The following is a 21376-nucleotide window of genomic DNA, read 5'->3' as shown; positions in this document are numbered from 1 at the left end:
CGGCTCCCGTGATCGCGGAGCCGCAGACGTGACACAGTGAAAGACGTGCTGCTGCCCTACCTCGTACCCGCTGCTCCCGAAGTTCCCGACGTGGTGACCGTCGGCGACGACGCACTCTCGCGCGAAGATCTCGTCGGTGCTGCGACTGCCGTCGCCGAGCGCATCCGCGGCGCCCGCACACTCGCAGTCCTCGCTCATCCGACGATCGAGACCGTGCTCGCCGTGGTCGGCGGTCTGATCGCGGGTGTGCCGATCGTGCCGGTTCCACCGGATTCGGGGCCCCGCGAACTCGACCACATCCTGACCGATTCCGGCGCACAGGCGTGGCTCGGAGCCGCACCCGAGTCGACGACGCTGCCGGGCATCCCGATCCGACGTTTCGCCCGGTCGTGGCACTCGCATCCCGAACCGCCCGGCGAGTCGACCGCGCTGATCCTCTACACGTCGGGAACCACCGGACTTCCGAAGGGCGTCCCCATCACTCGGCGCGCCATCGCAGCCGGACTCGACGCTCTCGCCGACGCCTGGGCCTGGACTGCCGACGACGTACTCGCCCACGGCCTCCCGCTGTTCCACGTCCACGGACTGATCCTGGGAGTACTCGGGCCCCTGCGACGCGGCGGTCGCCTCATCCACACCGTGAAGCCGACACCTGCCGGTTACGCCGCAGCCGCTGCCGCTGGTGCGTCGATGCTCTTCGGCGTGCCGACCGTGTGGACGCGGATCGGCTCCGATCCCGCAGCAGCTCAACGGCTCTCGTCCGCGCGACTGCTCGTCTCGGGCAGCGCCCCGCTGCCGGTGCCGGTGTTCGAACGAATCCGAGACCTGACCGGACACGAGATCGTCGAACGGTACGGCATGACCGAGACCATGATCACCGTGTCGACCCGGTTCGACGGCGAGCGTCGACCCGGCTGGGTGGGACTTCCGCTGCGCGGCGTCGAGACACGGCTACGGAGCGCTGAGATCGATTCCGGCACAACCGACCTACCCCACGACGGTGAGACCGTCGGGGATCTGCACGTTCGCGGACCGATGGTGGGGACCGGGTACCTCAATCGGCCGGAAGCGACTGCGGAGAGTTGGCTCGACGACGGCTGGTTCGCAACCGGCGATGTCGCGGTCATCGATCCCGACGGCATGCACCGGATCGTCGGGCGGGCATCCACCGATCTGATCAAGTCGGGTGGTTTCCGTGTTGGCGCCGGCGAGATCGAGACGGTCCTGCTCGGGCATCCCGCCGTCGACGAGGTCGCCGTGATCGGTGTGGCCGACGACGACCTCGGGCAACGAATCGTCGCATACGTGGTCGGCGATGCCGTGCCGGACGACGAACTCATCGAACTGGTGGCCGCCGAGTTGTCACATCACAAACGGCCCAGGGAGATCCGACGCGTCGATGGCCTTCCCCGCAACGCGATGGGCAAGGTTCAGAAGAAACTGCTCGGCGACTGAGAGGAGTTCGTCGGCGATGTTCTGTCACATCGTGGCTGCGTTGGCGCTCGATTCTTCGGACCGCACGCGGTCGATGGCGACGACAAGCGAGATGATCATCGCCTCCAGCGCGTCGTCGGCGATATCGACCTCGTAAGTGTCTCCCCAGCTCAACAGTTTCCGATGGATGCGCGCCACCTCGTGGTTCGCGCGGAACACCGAGAAGTTCATGTCCCACCAGTCGCCGGAAACACTCAGCGCAGCGCCGTCGACCGAGTACTTCGGCTTGAAGAAGCTGAACTCCTTGCGGATCGTGGCGACCAGCCCGACGCCCTCCATCTCGACGGTAAACCGTGGCAGAAAGCTGAACACCGTCTTCGTGATCTGCGCGACGGGTACATCCGACGCCGTGGTGACGGTGAACCGTTTCGGAATCTGCATGAAGCTCCCGCGCACGAAGTAGCGGGGCTGCTGTAGTTCGTCGAACACCGTGAACTTCTCGCCGACAGAAAAGACCTTCTGCTTGATGAAGAGCCGCGACACGATCACCCTCCGTACCGTTTACTCCACCATACGGACGCTGCGGTATGCCCAGTCGACAGCACACAGCGCCCAGTCGACGGCGCACAGCGCACAGTCGACACCACACAGCGCCCAGTCGACACCGTGGACGGGCCGACTGGGCGCTCGTGTGCGTCGAGTGTGCGCTGCTCAGTGCGCTCCGACAGGGGCATGCCCGAGAAACTCGAGGATCGACTGGCGCCTGCGCTGGTACTCCTCGGTGAACTGGGCCTGCGAGTCGCGCGGATTCTCGATGGTGATCACGTCGGCGACGCTCGCCGGCCGGTGGGTCAGGAGTACGACCCGGTCGGCGAGGAGCAGGGCCTCGTCGACGTCGTGCGTGACGAACAGGATGGTCATGCGCGTCTGCTCCCAGACCGAGATCAGCAGTTGCTGCATGTCGAGCCTGGTCTGTGCGTCGAGGGCGCCGAACGGCTCGTCCATCAGCATGACCAGCGGATCGCAGGCTAGTGTGCGTGCGAGTTGCACGCGCTGGCGCATGCCGCCGGACAGGTGGCTCGGCAGATGGTCGAGGTAGGCGCTCAGGCCGACCTGGTCGAGGTACTTCGCGGCCTCCCGCTTCGACTCCGAGCGTCCCAGTCCGCGCAACCGCAGCGGGAACTGCACGTTCTTGGCCGCGGTACGCCACGGGAAGAGCGCGTCCTCCTGGAAGACCATCGCGCAGTGGGCGTCGTTGCCGGTGACAGGTCGTCCGTTGACGGTCGCCTCGCCGCCCATTGGGGTGAGGAGCCCGGCGAGGGCGCGCAGGATGGTCGACTTGCCGCAGCCCGACGGCCCCAGGAAGACGACGACCTCACCGGGCTCGATGTCGAGCGTGATGTTGGCGGCCACCTTGCCGTCGAAACCGAGTTGGAGTCGATCGAGGTTCACCGCGGCGCCGGGACCGTCGTTGCTCACGGGGATGTCACTGGTGAACCGAGCCTGGATGGCTGCGGCGCGGGTGGCGGCCGAGCGGCGTCGTGTTTCAGTGTTGTGTGCCATGGGATTGCGCTTCCTGTGTGGTGGCTTGTGTTCGGGAGTGTGGCTGCGTGATTCAGTGCTGCGTGGTTCAGTGCTGGTGCTTCAGTGCTTGTGGTTCAGTGCTTGGCGCGCGGCAGCCAGTGGTTGATGCGACGGCCGATCATCTCGACGATCCATGCGGTGATCAGACCGAGGGCCCCGATGGAGAGCATGCCGACGACGACTCCCGCGTAGTCGAGCAGCCCGTAGGCCTGCCATGTGTAGTAGCCGATGCCGAACTGCCCGGAGATCATCTCGGCACTGACCACGCAGATCCAGGCGACGCCCATCGCGACCGACAGCCCCGAGAAGATGCCTGGCAGGGCACCCGGCAGGACGACCTGCCGCAGGATCGTCGTACGGCTGGCCCCCATGGTGTACGCCGCTTCCTCCCACACCTTGGGCAGCGAGTCCATCGCGTGGATGGTGCTGACGAGCACGGGGAAGAATGCCGCGAAGAAGGTGATGAAGACGATGCCCTGTTCGCTCGACGGGAAGAGCAGGATCGTCAGCGGCACGAGTGCGATGGCCGGGATCGGGCGGACGATCTCGATGAACGGGCGCAACGTCTTTCGGGCGATCTCGGAGCGGCCGATCAGCATGCCGAGGGCGACGCCGACAACCGCGGCCAGCGCGAAGCCGAGCAGGATGCGCTGCAGACTGGCCAGCAGATCCTCGTAGTACGCGCTCGAACCGAGCCGCTCGCCGAAGCTGTCGAGGACGGCGCCCGGGGTGGGCATCCGGTTGAAACGCAACCAGGCGACGACCTGATTCTCGGTGAGCAGGTACCAGACGGCGATGAACGCGGCGATGGGGATGAGTGGCAGGAGGATCGAGGCGGCGAGCTTGCGGGCTCGCACGGCGTCGACGATGCTGCGCCGGCCTGTCGGCGGCTCGACCGGGGCCGAGGACGACGCGGATGCCAGGCGTGACGTGTTGTCCTCGTCGCTGGCAGATCGTGTTGTGGTGGGGGCTGAGGATGCCATGGTGTGGGTTCCTTCCTGGAGGTGTGGGCGCTCGGTGCGTGCGCGGTCAGTCGGTGGTGGTGGACTGCGACACCGCGGTCCGATAGTCGACGGGAGTGGTCCCGGGGTGGCTGCGCTGGTAGTCAGCTGCGCCGGCCTGGGTGGCGAAGGGCAGATAGCGGGCGGTGACCGGTGCTGCCGGATCGACCAGCCACGTCGCGTGGTCGGCGAACAGCTTGGTGCCGGTCACGGCGTCGGGGACGTAGACGGCACGCGGTGTGCGCGACGTCGTTTCGGCGACTCGGCGTAGCAGGCAGCTCGGCGTGGCGGCCGGCACCGTGTGGTCGTCGCCGGAGAACCACACCTCGGAGGCCGTTGCCGGGTCGCCGACCGGAAGCCTGCAGAGCTCGTCGGTGCCGGTGAGCGGCGTCGGGTTGGCCAGGTTGTCGCGGTGGGCGGTGTACGACGCTCCGAGCGTGTGACGAACGGCCGACTCGTTGATGAATCCGTCGATGTCGAAGTCCTTCGTCACGGACTTCCGCTTGACCAGGAACTTCTTGACCTGCTGCAGGGATTCGCGGAACTGCTGTTTGATCGGCAGGTCGAAGGAGACGAGACCGTTGGGCCCGTTGTAGAGGTAGGCGACCTCGGGTTCGATGCCGGTGATCTTGCTGAGGCGTTGGGCCGCCTGCAGAGGCTGTGTGCGCAGGTAGTCGTTGGTCTTCGACATCGCCGTCACGAACGCCGAGATCACTTCGGGGTGGGCGCCGGCGAACTGCTTGCGGGTGACGACGCCGTGGAAGGTCGGGACTCCGTTGTCGCCGCCGTCGTAGAGCAACCGGCCTTGGTTGCGGAAGACGACGAGCTGTGGCCACGGAACGAACTGGGTGAGGGCGTCGACCTGCCCACCTTCGATGGCCGCCGCACCGATCGAGGGATCCTGGTTGGCCACGTGCACGTCGTCGGTCGACATGCCCGCCTTCTGCAGCGCGGTGGAGAACATTCCGTCGCCCGCCGAGCCGAGGCTGGTGGATACGCTCTCACCCTTGAGGTCTGCCAGCGTCGTGGCCTTCGACGAGTTCGGTACCACAACCTGGTTGAGCGAGCCGCGCAGGTTGTATCCGGTGGTGGCGACGAACTCCGTCGCGGCGTCGTCGTACTTGCGGGTCTTGGAGCCGTTGGTCAGCAACGGGTAGTCGCCCATCGACCCGATGTCGACGTGGGTGGCGATCATCGCCGCGGTCAGCGGGGCGCCGGAGGAGAAGTCCTGCCAGACGACGCGATACTTGGTCCCGGTCTTCTTGCCGGCGCCGGAGAGAGCCTTCTCGAACTCCCCGCGGTCGCGCATGAGGGTGCCTGCATTGACGGTGTTGATGGTCTTGGACTGGTAACCGACATTGACGGTGACCGTGTCGCCGCCGACCACGCCGCAGCCGGAGAGCATGCCCGACAGGGCAGCGCCGACGGTGACTGCGGCGACCGTCAGGCGACCGCGACTACGGACTCGGGAAGCCGATGCGGTACTGCTGCGGCCTTGCGAAGTGGTGCTCTTGGACATGCATCAAGACTCTGAGGATTCTGTTACAACCGGGCGACTCACCATTGCACCTCGGTTAAGCCACCAGGTCAGCGAGTTGCGCCGCTACGTCAACCCGGATGGCAGGCATCGCCATTTACCCGAACCCGTTGGTACACAGTTCATCTCGCATCAATGTCGAATCCATACCTGAGCGGGTGTTCGCCGGTTACGCAGGCGGACAACACGATTACGCAGGGGGTTGAGTTGGCGCGGAGACGTGTTCCTGCGCGAGAGTGGAGAGGTGCCCGAGAATGACATGAGCGAGAGTTCCGACCAGCCGTCGCACGAACCGGATTATCGATTCACGCTGGCAAACGAGCGCACGTTCCTGGCGTGGCAGCGGACCGCCCTCGGACTCCTCGCGGCCGCTGTCGCAGCGCTGCAGTTCCTACCGGATCCGACCCATCCCGCGTTTCGATACGGGCTTGGTCTGTCGCTCGGGGTTCTCGCCGTCATCGTCTCTGCGGGCGGCATGCGCCGCTGGTGGGCCAACGACTACGCGATCCGCCGCGACCGCCCACTGCCGAAAACGCCGCTCATCGCGATCCTCGGTATCGCGCTGGTGGTCATCGGAGTCGTCGCGGTCGTCACCGCTCTGATCTTCGCGTTGGTATGACCGACCCCGAGTCCGGCACCGACCCCGACTACGGAGCCGACGGTGGCCTACAAGCCGAGCGCACCGATCTCTCGTGGAGCAGGACTTCGATCGCCATCATCGTCAACGGCCTGCTGGTGGCCGGCCGCGACGTGCTGCGTCCGGAGTCTTCGCCGACGCCGCTGGTCTACGCGCTGGCGGGTGTCGCGGCCGCGGCTGCCCTCGTGGTGGCCGTGATCGGCCGACGACGCCGTCGCGCACTCTCCGAGCGAACCGTGCCCCTGCACCGGGCCGACACCGTTGCCATGACGACGACAGGCGCCGCGGTGATGGTCACGATCATCGTGCTCATCACCGCGGCGCTGTTGTGAGCCCGGCGGGGGTTGGATTCAGTTGGACGGATCCGGCACGCTGAGCCGACCGTGGAGCAGCGCCGACGAGTCGTTGAGTCCGGTCAGGCTGACGCGTTTGCCGTTGCGCCGGAAGCGTTCACAGACACCGTCGAGGGCTGCCACGCTCGTCGCATCCCAGATGTGCGCCTGCGACAGATCGAGCTCGACATCCGGCGCTGCGCACGCGTAGTCGAATCTGTCGGTGAGCACGTTGCTCGACGCGAAGAACAGTGATCCGGTCAGACGGTGCACACACCGCGCGCCGCCGGACTCGTCGGACGGTTCATGATGCTCGTGATCGCTGACGACGGCGCTCGTCGACTGCCGTCGCACGAAGATCCCGCAGGCACAGACGACGCCCGCGATCACCCCCAACGCCAGATTGTGCGTCACGACCGTCACGACGACGGTGATCAGCATTGTCGCGGATTCACCGATCGGCATGCGGCGCAAGGTACTCGGCGCGATCGAGCGCCAGTCCATCGTGGCCACCGACACCATGATCATCACCGCGACGAGAGCGGCCATCGGGATCGCGGCGAGCACCGGACTGAAGAAGGCGAGCATGCACAGCAGAGCCACTCCCGCCACGAATGTGGAGAGGCGTGTTCGCGCGCCACAGGTCTTGACGTTCATCATGGTCTGCCCGATCATCGCGCAGCCGCCCATGCCGCCGAAGAATCCGACGACGATGTTCGACACCCCCTGCCCCCAACTCTCCCGTCGCGGATTCGACGGAGTATCGGTGATCTCGTCGACGATGCGCTCGGTGATCAGCGATTCGAGCAGTCCGACCAGCGCGACCGCCAGTGCATAGGGAGCGATGATGCGTACCGTCTCCCAGTTCATCGGCACATTCGGCAACCCGGGTATCGGCAGCCCGGACGAGACGTCGCCCTCGTCCGCCACCCGCGGGACGCTCAGTGAGAACACGACGGCCGCGCCCGTGAGCAACGCGGTGGCGATCAGTGGTGCCGGGATCACGGTCGTGATCCTGGGCAGCAGGAGCATCAGCGCCAGACCCGCCGCGACCATCGGATAGACCAGCCACGGCACCCCGACGAGATGTGGGATCTGTGCACTGAAGATGAGGATGGCCAGCGCGTTGACGAAGCCGGTCATCACGCTCTGCGGGATGAACCGCATCATCTTGGCGACGCCTGCGAATGCAAGGAGAATCTGCAGGACTCCGGCGGCGATGACCGTGACGATCAGGTAGTCGACGCCGTGATCGCGTACCACCGGCGCGACGACGAGCGCGACCGAACCGGCCGCAGCCGACACCATCGCGGGTCGACCCCCGACGACGGCGATCGTCATCGCGAAGATGAAAGACGTAAACAGCCCGACGGCGGGTCCGACTCCCGCGATGATCGAGAAGGAGATGGTCTCGGGGATCAGGGCGAGCGCGGTGACCAGGCCGGCGAAGACCTCGGTGCGCAGCAGTCGCGGATCGCGCAGAGCGGCCATCACCGTGATCTGCGGCCTGCGGTGCTCGGTTTCCCGGCGCGGCACGGTTGATGCCTGGTCATCGGTCACGGACATCGCCGGCTCCTCCTCGGGTCTCGATGTGGTCGATCTGGCTCATGTGTGGTTGTTCGTTCGTGTGGTTGATCGTTCGTCTGGTTGATCGCCGTGCTGGGCGAGCGGTCTGGGCGGCGTTGCCGTTGCGGCGTCGACCATCGCCGACGGCACGCGAACGCCGGTGGAGTCCCATCAGCGGGACTCCACCGGCGGTCGACGTCAGGCCGAGACCGTCTCGAACGTGCGCTGGGGCACGAAGTCGAGAGGTGCGCCCGGCGGGATCAGTTCTTCGCGCTCGATGCTCTCGTTGTACTCACGGATCACCCGGTGCGCGTGCTGCATGACCCACCACCGGACGAAGGTCTGGTTGACGGCTTCACGCTCCTTGGGATCCTCGAGCAAGTTGATGATACGCGCGAAGCCCAGCGGGATTTCCGGGTCGTGGAAGTGCTGCTGGCGCACGAAGCTGATCTTGAACTGCAGCCACTTGACCGCATGCAGTTCGTCGTTGAGCCACACCATGCTCGCCTCGCGTGCGGACTTGTCTGCGCCGGAGAAGAATTCGCGCTGGTCGATCCCGTCGATAAGTCGATCGTCGGGGATCTCGCAGTCGGCGAAACGCAGCAATGTGGTGAACATGTCTGTGACGTGGACCATTTCGTTGCTCTCACGTGGCTTGACTCGCCCCGGCCATCTGATCAGCGCCGGAGTGCGGATTCCGCCTTCGGCCGAGCTGAAGTAGGAGCCGTCGAAGAAGCCTGCGGTGCCGCGACCCGCGAGGTGATCCTCCGGCCCGTTGTCGCCCGCGAAGACAACGATGGTGTTGTCGGCGATACCCAGCTCGTCGAGTTCGTCGAGCAGGCTCTGGAAGTCGTGGTCGAGCATCAGCAGGGCGTCGCCCCAGTCACCATTGTCACTCTTGCCCTTGAACTCCTCGCGCACCTCGATGGGGAAGTGCAGAAGCGAGTGGTTGTGGTAGAGGAAGAAGGGCTTGTCATCGGCGACGGCCTTGCGCATGAAGTTCTTTGCGCGGCGGTCGTATTCGGCGTCCATACGGCCCTTCAGCTCGACGGTCAGCTGCTCGTCGGTTGCGATCACGCCGCCCGACTTGGTGCCGTCGTACATGTAGGACCAGCCGTCCCGGTCGCCGTCGTACCAGGGATCGTCGGGCCACAGGCATTCGTCGTAGGTACGTGCGGGACCGTAGAACTCGTCGAATCCGTGATCGGTCGGCCAGCGTCCGTCCTCGGCGCCGATGTGCCACTTGCCGTAGCAGGCGGTTGCGTAGCCTGCGTCCGACAGGATGTCGCCCATGGTGCGTTCCCAGGCGACGAGGCCGCCCGCGTTGCCGCCCAGTGCGATCGTGTGGTTACCCGAGCGGATCGGATAGCGACCCGTCATGAGTGCCGAACGCGTTGGGGTGCATTGCGGTTCGACGACGAAGTGCGACAGCTTCAGCGAGTCGCCCGCAAAGGAGTCGATGTTCTTGGTGTCGGCGCCGCGCAGGATGCCGCCGCCATAGCAACCGAGCTCGCCGAGCCCGAGGTTGTCGACGTGGAAGTAGACGATGTTCGGCTGCTTCTGGGGTGATTCGGACATGGGTGATCCTCATTTCTCTTTCATTGGGTGTTCTCGACTCGTCCCACACAGGCGCGGGATGGTCAGTCGGTCTGGTAGGCGGGTAACTGTCAGCGCTGCAGGCGCGGAGTCACGGACGTGAGCGAGACCCGGTCCGAGCGGTAGCGCACGGATTCGAGGTCGAACGGGGTGCCGTCTTCGAGAAAGGTGAGACGGTGCATCAACAACACTGGTGAGCCGGGACGGACGTCGAGCAGACGTGCGGTTCCCGTATCGGCCGCAACGGCTTCGACGGTGTTCTCCGCTTGTCCGAGCCGTACGCCGAGGCGCTCCTCGAGGAGCCCGAACACGTCCTCCTCGACGAGGTTGGCTCCCTCGAGGGCGTCGATCGCCTCGGGGCGCAGCGACGTGGTGTCGAGCGACAACGGCACCGTCGCGACGGTGCGAAGTCGCTCGATGAACAGGATCGGACTCCCTTCGGGGATCGCGAGTTTGGTTGCGACGAACGGCGTTGCCGCCGACTCGCGAGCCGAGAGCACCTTGTTCTCCACGGTGAGTTGATGGCCGGCAAGCGATTCCGCTAGTCCCTCGAGTCGATCGATCCGCTGCCGGAGCTTGGCTCCGGTGACGAAGGTCCCGGCGCCCTGGACGCGGGTGATGAGCCCCTCGGCGCGGAGCAGATCGAGTGCCTCGCGAATGGCGTTGCGGCTGACCCCGAGTTCTTTGGCCAGTTGGTTCTCTGGTGGCAGGAGCGGCCGCGGTGCCGCCAGTCCGCCGAACACGCCGTCGAGGATCTGGGTGCGCAACACGTCACGCACCCAGCGCGCAGCATCCTCGCGCGTTCCGGCGTACTTCCGCACCTGCGGGCGCGGGAAGTCTTTCGGAGCTATCCGTGGTCTCGATGGCATGTGACTATGGTGCGGCTCGTTCATTCCGGATGATTTGCCATGGAATTATCCGTTTGTTACGCCAGTATTTCCAGCCCCAACGTGCTGGCCAGCGGCTTTTCCGCGGCGCAAGCGATGAGAAACGCCACTTGTGCGCTGACGTCGACACGACTCGACCCCGGTGCGCACCTGATTGGGCGCGCGACCGGGGTCGATACAGCTGGTGTGGATGCAGCTGGTGGATCAGATGTCCAGGAACCGTTCGTCCTTCGCGTTGCGGACGATGAAGCCGCGGCGAGCGTCGACGTCCTCGCCCATGAGGATCGAGAAGAGCTCGTCGGCAAGCGCGGCGTCGGACAGTGTGAGCTGTCGCAGTATTCGCGTCTGGGGATCCATCGTCGTCTCCCAGAGCTCGGACGGATTCATCTCGCCGAGACCTTTGTAGCGCTGGATTGCGCTGTCGGACGGCAGTTTTCTTCCCGCATCCCGCCCGCGTGCCAGGATCTCGTCGCGCTGGCGGTCGGAGTAGGCATAGTCGGGCTGGCCCTTCTGCCACTTGATCTTGTAGAGCGGTGGTGCCGCCAGGTAGACGTGACCCTGCTCGATCAGCGGGCGCATGAAGCGGAACAGCAGGGTGAGCAGGAGCGTCGAGATGTGTTGTCCGTCGACGTCTGCGTCGGCCATCAGGACGATCTTGTGATAGCGCAGTTTCGACAGGTCGAACTCGTCGTGGATGCCTGTGCCGAGCGCCGTGATGATCGCCTGCACCTCGGTGTTCTTGAGAACACGGTCGATGCGGGCCTTCTCGACGTTGATGATCTTGCCGCGCAACGGAAGAATCGCCTGGTACATCGAATCTCGTCCGGACTTCGCGCTGCCGCCTGCCGAGTCGCCCTCGACGATGAACAGTTCACCGCGCTCGGCGTCGCTGCTGCGACAGTCCGCCAGTTTGCCCGGGAGTCCGCCGAGGCTTCCTGCTGTCTTGCGGCGCACCAGTTCCCGTGCTCGTCGGGCCGCGGTACGTGCTTGAGCCGACGCCGCTGCCTTGGCGAGAACAGTCTTGGCTTCGGCGGGGTTGGCGTCGAACCATTCGGCCAGTTGCTCGTGACAGACTCGCTGCACGAACGAGCGGATCTCGCTGTTGCCCAGTCGAGTCTTCGTCTGACCCTCGAACTGCGGGTCGGCGACCTTGACCGACACGATCGCTGCGAGTCCTTCGCGGATGTCGTCGCCGGTGAGATTGGAGTCCTTCTCCTTGAGGACCTTCAGCGTCCTGGCGTACTTGTTCACCACCGTGGTCAACGCCGCGCGGAAGCCCTCCTCGTGGACTCCACCCTCATGGGTGTTGATCGTATTGGCAAAGGTGTGGACCGACTCCGAGTACCCCGAATTCCACTGCAGTGCAACCTCGAGTTCATGTCCAGGGGCGTGGCCGGTGAACCCGATGACGGACGGATGCAGCGGGGTCCTGCTGCGGTTGACGTGCGCAACGAAGTCGACGAGTCCGTCGGGGTAGCAGAAGCGGCTGCGCTCTCCGTCGCGCTCGTCGAGCAGGAGGATCTCGAGCCCACTGTTGAGGAAGGCCATCTCCTGCAGGCGTTTGGCTACCGTGTCGCGGTTGAACTCGGTGGTCTCGAAGACGTCGGGGTCCGGCCAGAATCGGACGGTAGTACCGGTTTCACGTGTCGCCGAGCCGCGCGCCAGCGTCCCGGGCACCGATCTGTCGTAGGTTTGCGACCATCGGTAGCCGTCCCGGCTGATATCGACCTCGAGTCGTGTCGACAGTGCGTTCACCACCGATACGCCGACCCCGTGCAAGCCTCCGGACACCGCGTATGCGCCGCCCTCGACGTCGAACTTGCCACCGGCATGCAACTGGGTCATGACGACGTCGACGGTCGGAATTCCCGTGGCGTGCACGGCGACCGGTATCCCGCGCCCGTTGTCGGTGACCGCTGCGCCTCCGTCGGCGAGGAGCGTGACCTCGACGCGCGTCGCGTGGCCGGCCATCGCCTCGTCGACGCCGTTGTCGATGACCTCCCACAGCATGTGGTGCAGGCCGCGTGCACTCGTCGACCCGATGTACATGCCCGGGCGCTTCCGCACCACGTCGAGGCCTTCGAGAATGGTGATCGAGTCGGCTCCGTAGGCCACGTCGTCGGCCGGTGTGTCGTGTTCTGGACGCATGGATTGTTGTGGACGCATGGTGCGTTCAGGGCGCATGGTGTTTTCGGGGCGCATGGTGTTTTCGGGGCGCATGGTGGTGGTCACGTGTCAGCCCTCGCGCACGATGCAGCGGAAGCCGATGTGGCTGGTGGACGCGTCCTCGGTATGGCTCTGTCGTGCCGACGGCCGGTACCGCACACAATAATTCGGCGCACACAGATGCGATCCGCCCTTGATGGTGCGGCGTGCAAAGCGCTCGACGCCGTGCCCGGTGTCGACGGCCGCGCGTTGCACGGGATTTCGGGGTATACAGCACGTGCTCGCAGGCGCGACGTTCTTGTCGCCCGCAGCGTGATCGGTGGTGTAATGGTCGCACGTCCACTCCCACACGTTGCCGATGACGTCGACGAGTCCATACCCGTTGGGACGGAAGCGCCCGACCGGCGAGGTGCGGGAGTAGCCGTCCTCTTCGGTGTTCTGCCAAGGGAATTCGCCGTACCAGGTGTTGGCCGCCGGTCGCCCGTGCGGATGGAGTTCGTCGCCCCAGGCGTACGGCTTACGGTCGAGGCCCCCACGGGCCGCATACTCCCATTCCGCCTCGGTGGGCAGTTCCTTGCCCGCCCATGCGGCATACGCCTGGGCGTCGGCATAGGACACATGCGTGACAGGGTGTCGGTTCCTGGCACCGACATTGCTCCCGGGACCCTCCGGGTGCTCCCAGTCGGCGCCGGGAACATACGACCACCACCGGCGATAGTCGTCGAGCGGCACCGGCCCCGGCGGTGGCGTGAACACCATCGATCCCGCTCGCAGGAGCGTCGGATCGGCATCTGGGTAATCGGCCGGGTCGGGCTCGCGCGCAGCGGTGGTCACGTATCCGGTGTCGCGGACGAAGCGTCGGAACTCGGCAACCGTCACAGGGTGCACATCCATCCAGAACCCGTCGACCGCGACCTGGTGCACCGGCCGCTCTTCCGGGTAGAAGTCCTCCGATCCCATCCAGAAGATGCCGGCGGGGATGTAGGCCATGTTCTTTCGCGCGGACGCGGTGGTGGGTACAGGTGTGTCGACGAGCATGTCGCCATGCTGCCAAGCCTTCCGTGTCGCGGCGTTACCCTGCGTGTTACGCCACCTCGTCGCGCGTGAACAGGCTGGTGACGCAGCCCGCGGTTGGCAGAACCGCGCCGTTCCGCCACCCGGGACGCTGCGTCGAAGTGGTGGCGTGGTTCTCGTCAGAGGACCGTCGCCGTCCTCGTTCAACGCCATACTGGCGCCATGTCAGTCCAGAGAACGAGTCCATCGCCGGTCACCGTCCGGCCTGCCACCGAGTTCGACGACGTCGCCGCGGTTCTCGGGCCCAAGCATCCCGACGCCAATGTGTGCTGGTGTCTGAGCTACCGCATCTCCGGCGCGGAGAACCAGCAACTTCGGGGACCTGCTCGTGGCGATCGCGTCCGAGCGCTCTGTGCGGAGCGCACCCCGCCGGGTGTGCTTGCCTACGATGCCGCCGGCGAGGTGGTGGGGTGGGCGGCGATTCATCCACGAGCAGATACGACATTCGCGCGCAACCGAAGGATTCCACACGTCGACGATCTACCGGTCTGGTCGCTCTGGTGTGTCCGGGTGCGGCCCGGTCATCGGAAGCAGGGAATCACCTCGCCCTTGATCGCCGGGGCGGTCGACTTCGCCCGGGACAGCGGAGCGCCTGTCGTCGAAAGCTATCCCGTCGACAACAACGGCGAGCGAGTTGATCTGACCATGGCCTATGTCGGCACTCGGATGATGTTCGAACGCGCGGGATTCCGGAAGGTCGCCGACACCACGTCCGTCCTCAACGGGTTCCCGCGAGTCCTCATGCGACTCGACCTGCGATGAACAGTCAGCGCAGATCGTCGAAGGCACGGTTCGGGACATGAATCCAGCCCTCACGCTGTGCGACCGGCATGTCGAACTCGTCGGGTAACGTCGTCGCACCGAGGCTCGCTGCCCGCGCGATGAGCGCGGTGACGACGGCGTCGAAGGCGTTGTCGTCGTGACACATCAGGTCGACGTATGCTCCGAGGTCCAGCCACGGTGCCGCCGCCTGCAGATCCTCGCAGAGACTCTGCAGCACAGCTCGATTGCCCGACCGCTTGTATCCGCGTGACGTCAGCCCCCAATGTTTGAGCGCACCAGCCGGATACGCCTCCACAGCCCAGCCGTCGACGCGATCGGTCACGTCGAGATCCGCGAGCAGCCCCGCACACCGGAAAGCGACATGCGCGATCTGATCTGCCGACACGCTCAAGGGGCGGCCGAGTCCGTGCTCCACGAGATACAGGTCGGTGCGTCGGTATGCCAGCGGGCGCCGTCGTCCGATGTCGTCGAGCCGGGAGTCGGTGGGTGTGGTGCCCCGATGGTGGCGCGCAACGAACTCGACGAAGCCGTCCGGCCATCCGAACGGCGAGTCGATGCCGCATCGATCAGTACCGTCGACAAGCTGTCGGATCGTCGAATCGTCTGCGGGGGTGACCAATTGGAGTAGTCGGGCGTGGTGTTCAGTCCACTGGACGACGGCAACGGCGGTCGACGCAGGCGACGCCGAGAGGTCGACGCCTGCGGTGAGCACGCTCAGATGTTCCCGTCGAGGAACTCGGCGTACGCGGGAAGGTCGAGTTGGCCGTGGCCGGACAGCCCGATCACGACGACCTGCTCGGCAGGATTGTCGGCGACCTGTCGAGCGCATGCTGCGATGGCGTGCGTGGACTCAGGCGCTGGCACGATGCCCTGCGTGCGCGCGAACTGCACCCCGGCGGCGAAAGCGTCGTGCTGGTCGATCGCGACACCCTCCACCAGACCGAGCTCGACGGTGTGACTCAACGCAGGCGCCATGCCGTGGTAGCGCAGACCTCCCGCGTGGATGGGGTCCGGCACGAAATCCATTCCGAGAGTGTGCATCTTGAGCAGTGGCGTGAGACCGGCTACGTCGCCGTGGTCGTAGCGGTACTCCCCCTGGGTGATCGAGGGACACGCGGACGGTTCCGCGGCTATCACACGCGCATCGGATCGTCCGTGCAGTTTCTCGCGGAGGAACGGGAACGACAGCCCGGCAAGGTTGGAACCGCCTCCCGCGCAACCGAACACAAAGTCGGCGCCACCGGGCTCGACGGCCACGAGCTGCTCGACTGCCTCCTGGCCGATCACGCTCTGGTGCAGCACAACGTGATTGAGCACGCTGCCGAGCGCGTAGCGTGCATCTGGGTCATTGGCAGCGACCTCGACGGCCTCACTGACCGCCATACCGAGGCTGCCGGTGGTATCTGGTGTCTTGGCGAGGATCGCGCGGCCCGACTCCGTCAGCGTGGACGGGCTGGAGTGGATGGTGCCGCCGTAGGTTCGGATCAGGTAGCCGCGGTAGGGCTTCGACTCATAGGACGCACGCACCTGCCAGACCTCGACGTCGATGCCGAACTGCGCGCCGGCGAACGCCAGTGCGCAGCCCCACTGGCCGGCTCCGGTCTCGGTGGTGAGCTTGCGGACGCCGTCGACGCTGTTGTAATACGCCTGCGCGACAGCCGAGTTGGTTTTGTGCGAGCCGACGGGGCTGACGCCCTCGTACTTCACGTAAATCCGAGCGCCGGTGTTGAGCGACTCCTCGAAACGTCGCGCGCGGATCAGCGGCGAGGGCCTCCACATCTTGTAGATCTCGCGCACCGGCTCGGGGATCTCGATATACGGCTCGGTCGAGACCTCCTGTGCGATCAGTCCGCTCGGGAACAACGCGACGAGATCGTCGGGGCCGACTGGCTCCTTGGTACCGGGATGCAGGTGCGGCGGGATCGGCTCGGGCAGTTCCGCCGCGAGGTTGTACCAGTGCGTCGGCACGTCCACGGTGATGAGGTCCGGGTTGCTGGCGTCCACGTGCATCGTCATGCGAATACTGTAGACCGCGCTCTCCCCGGCCCGCGGGCTGGTTTTGCTGCTCGATGTCGGGGTCGGGGATCGGCGTGTGGGGTTCGGCGAAGTTCGGCGGAGTTCGGCGGCGGACTCTGCTCGGGAAGTTTCCCGCGGAAGAGGTCCTTCCCCTGGTTTCTGCGCCGGTTCCGGGCCCGCGCACCCCTTTCCCCAGAAACTTCCCGCCGAGCACACCCTTCCCTCACTTCCTGACCCCTCCCCTAGAAACAACCCACGGAAACGACAGAAACCCGCGGAAGAAACCCTTCCCCTACTTTCTGCACCCGGTCCCGAGCCCTCCGCGGACCCCGCGCACGCCTTCCCCTGGTTTCTACAGCCGGTTCCAGGCCCGCCGCGCACCCCGCGCACCCCTTTCCCCAGAAACTTCCCGCCGAGCACACCCTTCCCCCACTTCCTGACCCCTCCCCTAGAAACAACCCACGGAAACGACAGAAACCCGCGGAAGAAACCCTTCCCCTACTTTCCGCACCGGCCCGCAGGCCCCGCGCGCCCTTTCCCCTACTATCTGCAGCCGCCCACAGGTCCGCGGCAGGCCCGCGCGCACTTTCCCCCAGAACCTTCCCGCGGGGCACACCCTTCCGCCACTTACCGCACCCACGACCCGCGCCCCGAAGCCCGAGGCGACGCCGCCCCGACGACGAAGGCGGGGGCCGGCGTCGTCGCCGATCCCCGCCTCGCGTCAGGAGATGTCAGTCCCGGGAGCCACTGGGCTCCGACCACTTCCAGTCGCGCACCTCGGGCAGGTCCTCGAAGTGTTCGCGGACGTAGTCGTGGTGGCGTGCGAGCTGGTTGTTGCAGAACTCGACCAGCTCCTCGGCCTTCTCCGGCGCACGGCGGGCACGACGCAGCGCCTCGATCACCAGGTGGTAGCGGCTCATCTTGTTGAGCACGACCATGTCGAACGGCGTCGTGGTGGTGCCCTGCTCAGAGAAGCCCCGCACGTGGAAACGACCCGGATGGGTCCGACCGTGCACCAGCTGGTGGATCGCACGCGGGTAGCCGTGGAATCCGAAGACCACGTCGACGTCGCGGGTGAACAGGTCGACGAACTTGTCCTCCGGCAGACCGTGGGGATGGTCGTTCTGCGGTAGCAGCACCATCAGATCAATGACGTTCACGACACGTACCCGCAGGTACGGAACCCACTCGCGCAGCAGCTGCGCTGCGGCGAGGATCTCCTGGGTCGGCACGTCGCCCGCGCAGGCGAGCACGATGTCCGGTAGCTCGCCCGGCACGTTCTCCGTGCCTGCCCACTCCCAGATCGACGCTCCGGCAGCCGCCTGCTTGTTGGCCTCCTCCAGCGAGAGGTACTGCAGGTGGGGTTGTTTGTCGACGACGATCAGGTTGACGTGATCACGGCTGCGGAAGCAGTGATCCGAGATCGACAGCAGGGTGTTGGAGTCCGGTGGCAGCCAGACACGGACGATCTCGGGTGACAGCGGGAGTACGAGGTCGATGAGTCCCGGGCCCTGGTGGGAGAAACCGTTGTGGTCGTTACGCCAGCAGGTCGAGGTCAGTAGGATGTTCAACGACGCCACCGGTTCGCGCCACGGCAGCGTGGTCGCGTGCTGCAGCCACTTGGTGTGCTGGACGACCATCGACGCGCTGACCATGGCGAAGGCCTCGTACGTGGCGAACAGCCCGTGTCGGCCGGTGAGCGTGTATCCCTCCAGCCAGCCCTGGCACAGGTGCTCACTGAGCACCTCCATCACACGTCCGAACGGCGACAGATTGTCGTCGAAGTCCTTGAGCGGGAGCTGCCACGCTCTATCGGTGACCTCGAAGACGGCCTGCAGCCGGTTACTGGCCGTCTCGTCGGGGCAGAACAACCGGAAGGTGCCGCCACCGTCGTCGTCGGAGTTCTGTGTGTAGATGTCGCGCATGAACTCGCCGAGTACGCGCGTCGTCTCGAACAGAACGTCGCCGGGCTCGGTGATGTCGAGCGCGTACTGCTCGATCGGGGGCAGTCGCAGCGGTGACAGCAGCCTGCCGCCGTTCGCGTACGGACTCGACCCCATTCTCAGATCACCGGGGGGCGCCAGTGATGCGATCGATTCGACGATGTCCCCGTCCTCGTCGAAGATCTCCTCAGGCTTGTACGACTTGAGCCACCTCTCGAGGATTGCGAGGTGCTCGGGGTTTTCCCGGACCCCCGACAACGGCACCTGGTGAGCCCAATGTGTTCCCTCGATCTTCTTGCCGTCGACCTCCTTCGGACCCGTCCAGCCCTTGGGCGTGCGCATCACGATGGCAGGCCAGTGCGTATCCGGGAGCGGCGAATCAGCACCGAAACCCCGCGCCTCCGACTGGATTTCGACGATCCGCCTGCGCGCTTCGACGATCGCGGCGCGCAGATCGGTGAAGACCTGTGCGGGATCGTCGCCCTCGACGAAGGTCGGTACCCACCCCTGCCCGCGCAGGTAGTCGGTGACCTCGCCGTCGGTGCTGCGTCCGAGCACCGTCGGGCCGGCGATCTTGGCCTCGTTGAGGTGCAGGATCGGCAGCACCGCGCCGTCGCGAGCGGCGTTGAGGAACGCCGGGATCTTCCACGACCCCGACAGCGGCCCGGTCTCTGCTTCACCGTCACCGATGACACACGCGACCGTGAGGTCGGGATGGTCGTAGGCGGCGCCTGCGGCGTGGACCAATGCGTAGCCGAGTTCGCCGCCCTCGTGGATGCTTCCCGGGGTCTGCACGCTCACGTGGCTGGGGATACCGCCGGGAGTGGAGAACTGCCTGCACAGTGCGCGAACACCCTCGGCATCACGGGAGATGCGTGGATAGATCTCGGTGTAGGTCCCCTCCAGATAGGTGTTCGCGACGAGCGCCGGTCCACCGTGGCCTGGACCCGTGATGTAGAGCCACGGTGTCTCCGACTCCTTGATGATGCGATTGAGCACCGTGTAGATCGCCGAGAGTCCCGGGCTGGTTCCCCAGTGCCCGAGCAGACGGGGCTTGATGTGATCGCGTGTGAGCGGCTCGCGGAGCAGGACGTTCTCCTGCAGATAGATCTGGGCAACGGTGAGATAGTTCGCCGCCGCCCACCATCGCAGGTCGGCGTCGAGATCCGCCTGCTGGTATGCGCGCTGCTGGGTGGAGACCTCGGTCATGCGGGTTCCCTTCGAACTCGTCGACTCCTGATGGTGCTCTGTCCACTCCCCCTTCTTCATTTCTACGCGGCAACCATGCCGCGCGGGCGCATCTTCACCGTTTATTCGCCCAGAGTGTTACCCAAGAGGCGGTGCGAGCGCCGTGCTCTTCGTTCGGCGAACTCACTCAGGGAGCCGATAGACCTGTCGTGGACGGCCGGTGGTTCCGTAGTTGAGTCTCGACGTATCTCAGATCACAGTGAAGTTTGTGCGCGTAACACTCGTTTTGCGCATTTCGCGCGCGGCGTCTGCCGCTCACAGCACTCAATCCGGAAGCATCGGCGCATCGTCGCCGTGATGGCGCCCGAGGAGCACGCCGCGGGTGACGGCGTCGCGGCCGAACCGCGTGCGCAGGTCGTCCATCGCGGTGTCGAGGTGGGCGCCACGGCTGCTCAGCGGACTCGACACGTCGACCGCGCGCACAGAACGGTCGGCTGGGTCGGGCTGGTCGAACGGCAAGGTGAGCTGGACCGAGTCGCGATCGTCGAGCCCCGACAGGGAGAGTCCGATCAGCGTGCAGCCGCGGTCGCGGATCAGTGGCAGTGCGTCGGCGAGCAGCCCGCGCGCCGACGACATGATGACGTCGGTGCGGTCGGTGGCATCGGAAAGGGTGCGTGACCGGGTCGCACGCGCGAAGTCGTCGAAGCGGAGTCGGAGAACCACTGTGCGGCATACTCTTTCAGCGTTTCGGAGCCGACGGCCGAGCCGTTCGACGATCGCGACGACAGTCGCCTCGAGATCGGCCTCGCTCTTCGGTCGACGACCGAGCGCGCGCTGGGATCCGATCGAGGAGCGTCGGTGGCCGGTCTCGACACGACGCGGGTCGGTCGCCATCGACAGCGCGAACAGATGTCGGGCCGCGCCTGCTCCGACGATGTGCGTGAGGGATCGCTCACCGAGCCGCGCGATGCCGCCGACCGTGGTGACCCGGGCGTCGTACAGCTTTGCCTCCGTGACCGGCCCGACTCCCCATAGTCGACGCACGGGCAGCGGGTGCAGAAACTCGAGTTCGGTTCCCGGCGGCACCTCGAGCAGACCGTCGGGCTTGCCGACGGCGCTGGCGACCTTCGCAAGGAACTTGGTGCGGGCCAGGCCGACGGTGATCGGCAGGCCGACGTCGTCGCGGACGCGCCTGCGCAGCCGTTCGGCGATCTCGACGGGCGTGCCCGACACCCGACGAAGCCCTGCGACGTCGAGGAATGCCTCGTCGACCGAGATCCCCTCGACGAGAGGCGTGGTGTCGTGGAAGATCTCGAACACCGCGCGGCTGGCCTCGACGTAGGCGTCGAAGCGGGGCACCACAACGACCGCTCGCGGACACAGCGCCCGCGCCTCGTGTCCCGGCATCGGCGACCGGACGCCGAATGCCTTGGCCTCGTAGCTGGCAGCCAGCACCACGCCGCCGCCGACCAGCACGGGTTTCCCGCGCAACGACGGGTCGTCACGCTGCTCGACGGAGGCGTAGAACGAGTCGAGATCTGCGTGCAGGATCGACGCCTCCGCGCGTTCCCGACGATCGATCCTCATAGAACATATGTTCGCACACGGGTGTGACACCCGGGCTCTGTCGGT

General features: G+C 65.9%; 17 protein-coding genes. 4 read left to right on the top strand and 13 right to left on the bottom strand.

Going from position 1 to position 21376, the window contains the following annotated elements:
* Nucleotides 1-45 precede the first annotated feature (45 nt).
* Nucleotides 46-1455 (top strand): acyl-CoA synthetase, encoded by a 1410-nt coding sequence (locus tag LK459_RS09705; protein WP_227923660.1) that lies wholly within the window; start codon nt 46-48, stop codon nt 1453-1455.
* 24 nt (nt 1456-1479) lie between these two features.
* Here the strand turns inward: LK459_RS09705 and LK459_RS09700 are convergent, their stop codons facing one another.
* The 4 genes from LK459_RS09700 to LK459_RS09685 all read right to left on the bottom strand — a co-directional run bounded on the left by LK459_RS09700 (nt 1480) and on the right by LK459_RS09685 (nt 5538).
* Nucleotides 1480-1977, bottom strand: a complete 498-nt coding sequence (locus tag LK459_RS09700; RefSeq protein WP_039993791.1) for an LURP-one-related/scramblase family protein — start codon at nt 1975-1977, stop codon at nt 1480-1482.
* 168 nt (nt 1978-2145) lie between these two features.
* Nucleotides 2146-2997, bottom strand: coding sequence for an ABC transporter ATP-binding protein (locus LK459_RS09695; protein WP_007238197.1), 852 nt, complete (start codon nt 2995-2997; stop codon nt 2146-2148).
* 95 nt (nt 2998-3092) lie between these two features.
* The gene (locus LK459_RS09690; RefSeq protein ID WP_227923030.1) at nt 3093-4001 is read right to left on the bottom strand and encodes an ABC transporter permease; all 909 of its coding nucleotides are present in this window, start codon (nt 3999-4001) and stop codon (nt 3093-3095) included.
* Nucleotides 4002-4047: 46 nt separating this feature from the next.
* Nucleotides 4048-5538 (bottom strand): ABC transporter substrate-binding protein, encoded by a 1491-nt coding sequence (locus tag LK459_RS09685; RefSeq protein WP_227923029.1) that lies wholly within the window; start codon nt 5536-5538, stop codon nt 4048-4050.
* 277 nt (nt 5539-5815) lie between these two features.
* Between LK459_RS09685 and LK459_RS09680 the strand changes: the two genes are divergently transcribed.
* Entirely contained in the window at nt 5816-6175 is a 360-nt protein-coding gene (locus LK459_RS09680; protein ID WP_227923027.1) for a YidH family protein, read from the top strand.
* Nucleotides 6172-6525 carry a DUF202 domain-containing protein gene (locus LK459_RS09675; RefSeq protein WP_007238193.1) on the top strand — a complete coding sequence of 118 codons (354 nt, stop codon included), beginning with the start codon at nt 6172-6174 and terminating at the stop codon, nt 6523-6525. Before LK459_RS09680 ends, LK459_RS09675 begins: the two co-directional genes overlap by 4 nt.
* 18 nt (nt 6526-6543) lie before the next feature.
* Here LK459_RS09675 and LK459_RS09670 read toward each other — a convergent pair whose 3' ends face one another.
* The 5 genes from LK459_RS09670 to LK459_RS09650 form a co-directional block, all read right to left on the bottom strand.
* Entirely contained in the window at nt 6544-8091 is a 1548-nt protein-coding gene (locus LK459_RS09670; protein ID WP_227923025.1) for a SulP family inorganic anion transporter, read from the bottom strand.
* Nucleotides 8092-8289: 198 nt separating this feature from the next.
* On the bottom strand, nt 8290-9669 hold the full coding sequence (locus LK459_RS09665; protein WP_007236864.1) for an arylsulfatase: 1380 nt from the start codon (nt 9667-9669) through the stop codon (nt 8290-8292).
* Between the two features lie 89 nt (nt 9670-9758).
* Nucleotides 9759-10556 (bottom strand): GntR family transcriptional regulator, encoded by a 798-nt coding sequence (locus LK459_RS09660; RefSeq protein ID WP_227923024.1) that lies wholly within the window; start codon nt 10554-10556, stop codon nt 9759-9761.
* A gap of 222 nt (nt 10557-10778) precedes the next feature.
* Nucleotides 10779-12722, bottom strand: a complete 1944-nt coding sequence (gene gyrB, locus LK459_RS09655; protein ID WP_227923022.1) for a DNA topoisomerase (ATP-hydrolyzing) subunit B — start codon at nt 12720-12722, stop codon at nt 10779-10781.
* An 87-nt stretch (nt 12723-12809) separates the two neighbouring features.
* The gene (locus LK459_RS09650; protein WP_227923020.1) at nt 12810-13778 is read right to left on the bottom strand and encodes a formylglycine-generating enzyme family protein; all 969 of its coding nucleotides are present in this window, start codon (nt 13776-13778) and stop codon (nt 12810-12812) included.
* A gap of 198 nt (nt 13779-13976) precedes the next feature.
* Between LK459_RS09650 and LK459_RS09645 the strand changes: the two genes are divergently transcribed.
* On the top strand, nt 13977-14576 hold the full coding sequence (locus tag LK459_RS09645) for a GNAT family N-acetyltransferase (protein ID WP_227923019.1): 600 nt from the start codon (nt 13977-13979) through the stop codon (nt 14574-14576).
* A gap of 4 nt (nt 14577-14580) precedes the next feature.
* Here the strand turns inward: LK459_RS09645 and LK459_RS09640 are convergent, their stop codons facing one another.
* The 4 genes from LK459_RS09640 to dinB all read right to left on the bottom strand — a co-directional run bounded on the left by LK459_RS09640 (nt 14581) and on the right by dinB (nt 21331).
* Nucleotides 14581-15309, bottom strand: a complete 729-nt coding sequence (locus tag LK459_RS09640) for a DUF429 domain-containing protein (protein WP_227923017.1) — start codon at nt 15307-15309, stop codon at nt 14581-14583.
* 2 nt (nt 15310-15311) lie between these two features.
* Nucleotides 15312-16613 (bottom strand): TrpB-like pyridoxal phosphate-dependent enzyme, encoded by a 1302-nt coding sequence (locus tag LK459_RS09635; protein WP_227923015.1) that lies wholly within the window; start codon nt 16611-16613, stop codon nt 15312-15314.
* 731 nt (nt 16614-17344) lie between these two features.
* Complete coding sequence (locus LK459_RS09630; RefSeq protein WP_227923013.1) at nt 17345-19765, bottom strand: phosphoketolase family protein; 2421 nt, start codon at nt 19763-19765, stop codon at nt 17345-17347.
* A 303-nt stretch (nt 19766-20068) separates the two neighbouring features.
* Nucleotides 20069-21331, bottom strand: a complete 1263-nt coding sequence (gene dinB / locus LK459_RS09625; RefSeq protein WP_227923012.1) for a DNA polymerase IV — start codon at nt 21329-21331, stop codon at nt 20069-20071.
* Between the last annotated feature and the right edge of the window lie 45 nt (nt 21332-21376).

Origin of the sequence: Gordonia otitidis (genome assembly GCF_020735545.1) — a bacterium.
GTDB lineage: Bacteria > Actinomycetota > Actinomycetes > Mycobacteriales > Mycobacteriaceae > Gordonia > Gordonia otitidis.
Note: the sequence above shows the minus strand (reverse complement) of the source record. Positions and strands in the feature narration are given on the sequence as shown.

Bases quoted from the DNA above. Each gene is read 5' to 3' on its own strand.
- LK459_RS09695 (WP_007238197.1), bottom strand. From the start codon at position 2,997: ATGGCACACAACACTGAAACACGACGCCGCTCGGCCGCCACCCGCGCC.
- LK459_RS09690 (WP_227923030.1), bottom strand. From the start codon at position 4,001: ATGGCATCCTCAGCCCCCACCACAACACGATCTGCCAGCGACGAGGAC.
- LK459_RS09685 (WP_227923029.1), bottom strand. From the start codon at position 5,538: ATGTCCAAGAGCACCACTTCGCAAGGCCGCAGCAGTACCGCATCGGCT.
- LK459_RS09680 (WP_227923027.1), top strand. From the start codon at position 5,816: ATGAGCGAGAGTTCCGACCAGCCGTCGCACGAACCGGATTATCGATTC.
- LK459_RS09675 (WP_007238193.1), top strand. From the start codon at position 6,172: ATGACCGACCCCGAGTCCGGCACCGACCCCGACTACGGAGCCGACGGT.
- LK459_RS09670 (WP_227923025.1), bottom strand. From the start codon at position 8,091: ATGTCCGTGACCGATGACCAGGCATCAACCGTGCCGCGCCGGGAAACC.
- LK459_RS09665 (WP_007236864.1), bottom strand. From the start codon at position 9,669: ATGTCCGAATCACCCCAGAAGCAGCCGAACATCGTCTACTTCCACGTC.
- LK459_RS09660 (WP_227923024.1), bottom strand. From the start codon at position 10,556: ATGCCATCGAGACCACGGATAGCTCCGAAAGACTTCCCGCGCCCGCAG.
- gyrB (WP_227923022.1), bottom strand. From the start codon at position 12,722: ATGCGTCCAGAACACGACACACCGGCCGACGACGTGGCCTACGGAGCC.
- LK459_RS09650 (WP_227923020.1), bottom strand. From the start codon at position 13,778: ATGCTCGTCGACACACCTGTACCCACCACCGCGTCCGCGCGAAAGAAC.
- LK459_RS09645 (WP_227923019.1), top strand. From the start codon at position 13,977: ATGTCAGTCCAGAGAACGAGTCCATCGCCGGTCACCGTCCGGCCTGCC.
- LK459_RS09635 (WP_227923015.1), bottom strand. From the start codon at position 16,613: ATGACGATGCACGTGGACGCCAGCAACCCGGACCTCATCACCGTGGAC.
- LK459_RS09630 (WP_227923013.1), bottom strand. From the start codon at position 19,765: ATGACCGAGGTCTCCACCCAGCAGCGCGCATACCAGCAGGCGGATCTC.
- dinB (WP_227923012.1), bottom strand. From the start codon at position 21,331: ATGAGGATCGATCGTCGGGAACGCGCGGAGGCGTCGATCCTGCACGCA.